At 66.5% G+C, this 7704-nt stretch carries 4 protein-coding genes; 1 reads left to right on the forward strand and 3 read right to left on the reverse strand.

The window, feature by feature from the left end; all coding sequences use genetic code 11:
- Positions 1 to 164: 164 nt before the first annotated feature.
- The 3 genes from H7U20_RS13580 to H7U20_RS13590 all read right to left on the reverse strand — a co-directional run bounded on the left by H7U20_RS13580 (position 165) and on the right by H7U20_RS13590 (position 5583).
- Positions 165 to 2333 carry a prolyl oligopeptidase family serine peptidase gene (locus H7U20_RS13580; protein WP_199759677.1) on the reverse strand — a complete coding sequence of 723 codons (2169 nt, stop codon included), beginning with the start codon at positions 2331 to 2333 and terminating at the stop codon, positions 165 to 167.
- A gap of 175 nt (positions 2334 to 2508) precedes the next feature.
- Entirely contained in the window at positions 2509 to 4914 is a 2406-nt protein-coding gene (locus H7U20_RS13585; RefSeq protein ID WP_199759678.1) for a putative bifunctional diguanylate cyclase/phosphodiesterase, read from the reverse strand.
- Positions 4915 to 4935: 21 nt separating this feature from the next.
- A complete protein-coding gene (locus H7U20_RS13590) occupies positions 4936 to 5583 on the reverse strand; it encodes a methylamine utilization protein (protein WP_199759679.1) in 648 nt (215 codons plus the stop codon).
- A gap of 178 nt (positions 5584 to 5761) precedes the next feature.
- On the opposite strand from H7U20_RS13590, the gene H7U20_RS13595 reads away from it, so the two are divergent.
- Positions 5762 to 7672 (forward strand): GGDEF domain-containing protein, encoded by a 1911-nt coding sequence (locus tag H7U20_RS13595; RefSeq protein ID WP_199759680.1) that lies wholly within the window; start codon positions 5762 to 5764, stop codon positions 7670 to 7672.
- Positions 7673 to 7704 lie beyond the last annotated feature (32 nt).

Genomic DNA, 7704 nt, shown 5'->3' on the forward strand with positions numbered 1-7704 from the left:
GGGGTATGAGGGACGGGGTGTTGCTTGAATCGGCGGAGCGCCGACACAACCCCGAGGCGTAGCCCCGGGGTGGGGGCCCCGCCGCGGGGGCCCCACCCCAGCATTGCGCTTGGGGTGAAGTTGTTACGCCGGCGGCGCCTTGCGTGCACGGCGCCGCCAGTTGACTACATGCCGCCGGCCGTCGGCGGCGTGTTCATCTGCAGCTCCTTGCTGAGGAAGCCCCAGCGGTCGGCCACTTCCTCGATCTGCTTGGCGGTCGGCTTGCCGGCGCCGTGGCCGGCCTTGGTGTCGATGCGGATCAGGATGGGCGCGGCGCCGCCCTGGTCGGCCTGCGCGGTGGCGGCGAACTTGAAGCTGTGCGCCGGCACCACGCGGTCGTCATGGTCGGCGGTGGTGATCATGGTCGCCGGGTAGCAGGTGCCGGTCTTCAGGTTGTGCAGCGGCGAGTACTTGAGCAGCGCCTTGAACTCGTCGGCGTTGTCGGACGAGCCGTAGTCCGAGGTCCAGGCCCAGCCGATGGTGAACTTGTGGAAGCGCAGCATGTCGAGCACGCCGACCTGCGGAATGGCGGCGGCGAACAACTCCGGCCGCTGCGTCATCGCCGCGCCGACCAGCAGGCCGCCGTTGCTGCCGCCGCCGATGGCCAGCTTGGCCGGCGAGGTGACCTTGTGCGCCACCAGCCATTCGGCGGCGCCGATGAAGTCGTCGAACACGTTCTGCTTTTGCAGCTTGGTGCCGGCCTGGTGCCAGGCTTCGCCGTACTCGCCGCCGCCGCGCAGGTTGGCCATCACGTAGACGCCGCCCATTTCGACCCAGGCCAGGTTGGCCACCGAGAACGATGGCGTCAGCGAGACGTTGAAGCCGCCGTAGCCGTACAGGTAGGTCGGATTGCTGCCGTCCAGCTTGACGCCCTTCTTGGCGACGATGAACATCGGCACCTTGGTGCCGTCGCGGCTGGTGAAGAACTCCTGCCGCGTCTCGAAGGCGGCCGGGTCGAAGTCGACCTTGGGCTGGCGGTAGACGCTGCTCTTGCCGGTGTTCAGGTCGTAGCGGTAGATGGTGGTCGGCGTGGTGAAGCTGGTGTAGGCGTAGAAGGTCTCCTGGTCGGTGCGCTTGCCGTAGAAGCCGCCGACCGAGCCGAGGCCGGGCAGCTCCACATCGCGCACCGGCTTGCCCTTCAGGTCGAAGATCTTGACCTGGCTGTGGGCGTCGCTCAGATAGTCGACCACCAGCTGGTTGTTGACGATGTTGGCCGAGACCAGGGTCTGCGCCGCCTCGGGCACGATCTCCTTCCAGTTGGCCGGCGCCGGCTTGCGCGTGTCGATGGTGATGATGCGCGCCTTGGAGGCGTTGCGGTCGGTGCGGAACCAGAACACCGGGCCGTCGTTGTCGATGAAGTTGTAGGCGGCGTCGAAGTCCTCCAGCAGGCCGACCACCTTGCCGTCCTTGGCGCTCAGGTCCTTGTAGAACAGGCGGTTCTTGCGCTCGGTGCCCTGCGAGACGGTGATGACCAGGTAGCGGCCGTCGTTGCTGACCTCACCGGAGAAGCCCCAGTCCTTGTGGTCGGGACGCTCGTAGACCAGGGTGTCGCTGCTTTGCGGCGTGCCCAGTTTGTGGAAGTACAGCTTCTGGAAGTAGTTGACGTCGGCCAGCTTGGTGGCCTCCTTCGGCTCGTCGTAGCGGCTGTAGAAGAAGCCCGAGCCGTCGCGCAGCCACGAGGTGCTGGAGAACTTGACCCACTTGATATGGTCGCTGGTGTCCTTGCCGCTGTCGACGTCGCGCACCTTGATCTCGTTCCAGTCGGAGCCGGAGGCGGCCGTGCTGTAGGCGAGGAACTTGCCGTTCGGGCTGACGACGGTGCCGGCCAGCGCCACCGTGCCGTCGCTCGACAGGGTGTTCGGATCGAGCAGCAGGCGCGGCGTGTCGGCCAGCGTCTTCATGGTGTACAGCACCGACTGGTTCTGCAGGCCGTCGTTGCGGCTGTAGAAGTAGCGGCCGCCCTCCTTGAAGGGCACGCTGAAGCGCTCGTAGTTCCACAGCTTGGTCAGGCGCTGCTTGATCGCGTCGCGGCCGGGGATGGCCTGCAGATAGCCCTGGGTCAGGCGGTTCTGCGCCTCGACCCAGGCCTGGGTGTCGGAACTGTTGGCGTCCTCCAGCCAGCGGTAAGGGTCGGCGATGCTGACGCCGTGGTAGGTGTCCTGCTGGACCACGCTCTTGGTGGGCGGATAGCTCAGGCCCTTGCCGGGGCAGCTCTGCGCCAGGGCGTTGCCGCCGATGGCGGCCAGCGAGCCGATGAGGGGGAGAATAAGCAGCGAGGCGCGTCGTGTTGGCATGGTTCTTCCGTGTGTTGTGACGAACAAATCGGGATGGGGCGGGCCGCCGCGCGGCCGCGCCGAAACAGGGTGTGCGCGCGGCCTGGCCAAGCCGGACGTCGGCGCGCGCAACAAGGACGATCATAGCGTGAAATGTAACAAATTTGAAATGTTACCTGCACGCACTAGACAACTTTTATTCGGCAAGCATGCCCGCCGGCTCGACCAGCGGCGCGCCCGGCGCGCGCCACTGCGCCAACCAGGCCAGCAATTGGTCGCCGGGCATCGGCCGGCTCATGAAATAGCCCTGGCCCTGGTCGCAGCCCATCGCCGCCAGCAGACGCCACACGGCCTCGCTCTCGATGCCCTCGGCAACCACGCGCAGGCCCATGTTGTGGCCCAGGTCGATGGTCGAGCGGACGATCTTGCTGTCGCCGCTGTCTTTCTCCATGTTGAGCACGAAGGACTTGTCGATCTTCAGCTCGTTGACCGGCAGCCGCTTCAAATACGCCAGCGAGGAGTAGCCGGTGCCGAAGTCGTCGATCGACAGGTCGACACCCATCGCGTGCAGGCGCTCCAGCGTCTGCTGGGCGCGCACCGGGTCGTCCATGATGGCGCTCTCGGTGATCTCCAGGCAGAAGTTTGCCGGCGCCAGCTGGTGGCGCGCCAGCAGCTCGGCGAACTTGACCGGCAGGTCCTGGTCGAGCAGGTCGCGGGTCGACAGGTTGACCGAAAACTTCAGCTCGACGCCGGCGGCGGCCAGCTGGCGGCACAGCGCCGCCGACTCGTCGAGCACCCAGCGGGTCAGCACGCGGATGAAGCCGGTCTGTTCGGCGAAGGGGATGAACTCGTCGGGGAAGACGTTGCCACGCTCGGGATGCTGCCAGCGCACCAGCGCCTCGACGCCGACCACCTTGCCGCTGCCGAGCATCACCTTCGGTTGCACGTGCAGGCGGAATTCGCGCTGCTCGATGGCGCGGCGCAGCTCGCTGAGCAGCGACAGGCTCTGCTCGCTGGACTTGTCGAAGGCGCTGTCGTAGACCACGGCGCCGTCGTTGCGCTGCTTGGCGCTGTACATCGCCACCTCGGCCATGCTGAGCAGGGCCTCGCCGTCGGCGCCGTGCAGCGGGTAGCCGGCGATGCCCAGGCCGGCGCCGATGTCGACCACCTGCTCCTCCAGCGAGAGCGGCAGTTCGAGCGCCGCCAGGATCTCGGCGGCGACGCGGCGCGCGTCGTCGAGCGTGAAGCCGGGCAGCAGCACGGCGAACTCGTCGCCGCCCAGCCGCGCCACCTGGGCCGAGGAGTGGCGCCGGTTGGCCAGCAGCAGTTGCAGCCGGCCGGCCACCTGGCGCAGCAGCGCGTCGCCGAAGCTGTGGCCCATGACGTCGTTGACGTGCTTGAAGCGGTCCAGGTCCATCATCAGCACGAACACGGCGTGCTCGCGCCGCTTGGCCTCGCCGATCGAATCGTTCAGCAACAGCAGGAACTGGGCGCGGTTGGGCAGGTTGGTCAGCGTGTCCCAGTAGGCCAGGCGGCGGATCTCCTGCTCGCGCTTGGCGATACCGTCGCGCATGCTGTCGAAGGCCTGCGCCAGCGCGCCGATCTCGTCGTCGCGGCTGATGTCGATCTGGCCCTTGTAGTCGCCCTGTTCGAGGCGGCGGGCGGTCAGCGCCAACGCGCTGAGCGGCTGGGCGATGCGCTTGGCGGTCAGCACGCTGGCCAGCGCCGAGACGACGATGCCGATGAAGGCCAGGCCGATCAGCCAGCGCTCCAGCTGGGCGTATTCGGCGGTGGCCTCGTCGATCGAGCGGGCCAGCAGCACGCTGGCGCCCTGGCCGCCGTCCTCGCCGATGGGCAGCAGGCGGCCGCTGTAACGGCTGCCCTCGACGCTCAGATCGAAGGCGCCGGCCGGCACCTGGGCCATGGCGTCGAGCTGGCGCACCACGCCGTCGACCGAGGGGCCGACGAAGGTCGAGCCGACCGCCAACCAGCGGCCGCCGGCGTCGCGCGTCAGGATGGTGGCGTGCAGCGCGCTGATCTCGCGCATGTCGTTGGCCAACTGGCGGTCGATCGGGAAAGCCATGACGATCCAGCCGATGGTCACCGGCGCCTTGACCGGCATCACCACCAGTTGGTAGGGGCGGCGTTCGACGATGGCGACGGCGTTGGCGCCGTCGGCCTGCTCGGCCTTGTCGAGCAGGCCCTGCACCAAGGGTTCGAGGGCGGCCGACTGGGCGCCGTTGGTCGACACGCTGATGCGCCGCTCGGCGCTGATGAGCATGGTCAGCGAGGCCTTGATGCGGCGCCCGCTGTTGACCAGCGCCGACTCGATGGTGGCGCGGTCGCTCTCGTCGTTGTCGCCGATGGCGGCGACGAAGGCGGTGTCGCGCGCCAGCAGGCGGGCGCCGAAGCGCAGGCTCTGGGCGTTCTGTTCGAGCATGCGGCGGAACACCTTGCCGCCGTTGCCCAGCTCGCCGTTGATGGCCAGCCGGGCGTTGCTGTCGATGCCGCGCTGGATCACCAGCAGGCCGACCAGCTGGACGCTGACGATCAGCAGCAGGAACAAGGTGACGATGCGGCTTTCGAGACTGCGGAAACGCATGGTGGCGGGGTCCGGTGGCGGTTAGTACGGTTTGTCGGTGGGATTGTCGCCGTCGACGGCGGGCGGCTTCATCGCCAGCTTGAACAGCGCCGTGCCGGGCGCGTCGCCGGCCTTGACCTGCAGCGCTTGCTCGGGGGTCTGGCCGCCGACGGTGTTGAAGTGCCAGGCCTTGAGCACGTACTTGCCGGCGGGCAGCTCGATGCGGGCGGCGCCGGCGCCGTCGGTCTTGGCGAAGTAAGGCGTATCGACCACTTTCACGTAGGCCAGCATCTTGTCGTGGATGTTACAGCCGAGCACCACCGTGCCGGCCTTGTCGAACAGCTGGGGCGCGGCCGCCTCGCCGGAATACAACTTCTGGTCGAACTTGTGGGCCGGCGAGAAGGAGTAGATGTGGTGGCGCACGCGGTCGTTATTAGGGAAGGAAATCTTGCTGCCGGTCTGCACCACGCTCACCAGCGGCGTGAACTTCAGCCCCTTCTGGGCGATCTCGCCCGGGTGCTGCACCTTGGGCAGGGGCTGTCCCTCCGGCTCGGCGTAGACCACCGCGTCGGGCAGGGGCTTGCCGTTGGCGTCCTGCACCAGCACCGCCAAGCCGCTGGCGCCGGCGCCGGCCGCGGCGAAAAATAGCCAGGCCGGAACGGCGCGGCGGGCGAAAGCGGAAAGCGGCATGGGATGGCCCGGCAAGAATGGCGACCGCTTATTGTAGCGCCTGGGCAAAACTTCACGAAAGTTGTTTTCGCGCCCGAGACTTGATTTACAGTCAATAAAGTTTCTGCTTGTCATTATCCGGTAACAAAAAACATATAGGATTGTCAGGTTATACACAGCGCACCACATCGAGGCCACCGTGAACTCAGTCCATACCGCGCCGGCGGACAGCCGGCAACCGCCCCTGCCCGCCAAGGTGAGGTATCTGAAACCGCCGCCGGCGGAGGCCGAGCCGGCCCCGCATGCGGCGGCGGCCAACCAAGATGACGGGGCGGACGCCGGCCTGGGCCGCCACCTGCTCGACATCATCGCCCGGCGCCAGCTCAACGCGCTGTTCCAGCCCATCGTGCAAATGCACAGCGGCGAGATCATCGGCTACGAGGGATTGATACGCGGGCCGTCCGACAGCCCGCTGCACGCGCCGATGAACCTGTTCAAGGTGGCGCGCGCGCAGAATCTGACGGCCGAGGTCGAGCACCTGTGCCGCCATGTGGTGCTGCAGCGCTTCGCCGAGCTGAACCTGGCCGGCAAGCTGTTCCTCAACGTCAGCCCGGAATGCCTGCTGCTGCGCGACGCCCGCCACGGCCAGACGCTGGAGACCATCCAGCAGCTGGGCATCAATCCGGAGCGGGTGATCATCGAGCTGACCGAGAACCAGCCGACCTACGACTACGAGCTGATGCGCGAAGCGGTGCTGCACTACCGCAAGATGGGTTTCCAGATCGCCATCGACGACCTGGGCGAGGGCTTTTCCAGCCTGCGCCTGTGGTCCGAGCTGCGCCCCGAGTATGTGAAAATCGACATGCACTTCATCCAGGGCATCAACAACGACCCGGTCAAGCTGCAGTTCGTCCGCTCGATCCAGGAGATCGCCGACAAGTCCGACACCCTGGTCATCGCCGAGGGCATCGAGACGCAGGCCGAGCTGCTGGTGTTGCGCGACCTGGGCGTGGCCTACGCCCAGGGCTACCATCTGGGCCGGCCGAATGCGCTGCCGGCCAAGGCCGCCCCGGCCGAGGTGGTCAAGGCACTGGCACGCAACGGCGTGGCGGTGTACCCCCAGCGCAGCGTGGAGAAGAACGCGGTGACCATCCTGAAACTGTTGCACCGGGTCTCGGCCGTGCCGCCGAGCATGAACAACAACCAGGTCTACGAGATCTTCCTCAAGGAACCGAAGCTGTTGATCATTCCCGTCGTCGACAACGGCGAACCGCTGGGCCTGATCAGCCGCTTCGAGATGATCGACCACTTCGCCCGCCCCTACCAGCGCGAGCTGTACGGCAAGAAGTCGTGCAAGCTGTTCATGGACAGCAAGCCGCTGATCGCCGACAAGGACACCAGCCTGCAGGAGTTGAGCTTCATCATGGTCCAGGCCGACGCCCACCACCTGTTCAACGGTTTCATCATCACCGACCACGGCCGCTACATCGGCATGGGCACGGGCCACGACCTGATGCGCGAGATCACCCAGATGCAGATCAACGCGGCGCGCTACGCCAACCCGCTGACCCAGCTGCCGGGCAACGTGCCGATCAACGAGCACATCGACCGCCTGTTGCAGAGCGGCACGCGGTTCTGGGTCTGCTATTGCGACCTCGACCATTTCAAGCCGTTCAACGACGTCTACGGCTATCGCCGCGGCGACGACGTCATCCAACTGACCGGCAAGGTGCTCAGCGAGCGCTGCGACGCGAACCGCGACTTCGTCGGCCACATCGGCGGCGACGATTTCATGATCCTGTTCCAAAGCGAGGATTGGGAGGAGCGCTGCCAGGCCATCTTGCAGGAGTTCGCCGCGGCGGTGCAGGACTACTACAGCATCGAGGACCGCGAACGGGGCGGCTACATCAGCGAGGACCGGCAGGGAAAGAAAGTGTTTTACTCGCTGATGAGTTTGTCGCTGGGCGCGATCAAGGTCGAGCCGCGGCAGTACTACTCACACCACCAGATCGCCACCGCCGCCACCGAGGCCAAGAAACAGGCCAAGAAGATCCACGGCAACAGCTTGTTCCTCGACCGCCGCCAGCAGAACGGCCCGCAGGCAAAGTAAAGGGCGCAAAAAAACCCGTCGTTGCGCATCGG

It is taken from the genome of Rugamonas violacea (genome assembly GCF_016461825.1).
Classification (GTDB): Bacteria; Pseudomonadota; Gammaproteobacteria; order Burkholderiales; family Burkholderiaceae_D; genus Rugamonas.

Excerpts from the sequence above, each read along its gene's own strand:
- H7U20_RS13580 (WP_199759677.1), bottom strand. The coding sequence starts at position 2,333 with ATGCCAACACGACGCGCCTCGCTGCTTATTCTCCCCCTCATCGGCTCG.
- H7U20_RS13585 (WP_199759678.1), bottom strand. The coding sequence starts at position 4,914 with ATGCGTTTCCGCAGTCTCGAAAGCCGCATCGTCACCTTGTTCCTGCTG.
- H7U20_RS13590 (WP_199759679.1), bottom strand. The coding sequence starts at position 5,583 with ATGCCGCTTTCCGCTTTCGCCCGCCGCGCCGTTCCGGCCTGGCTATTT.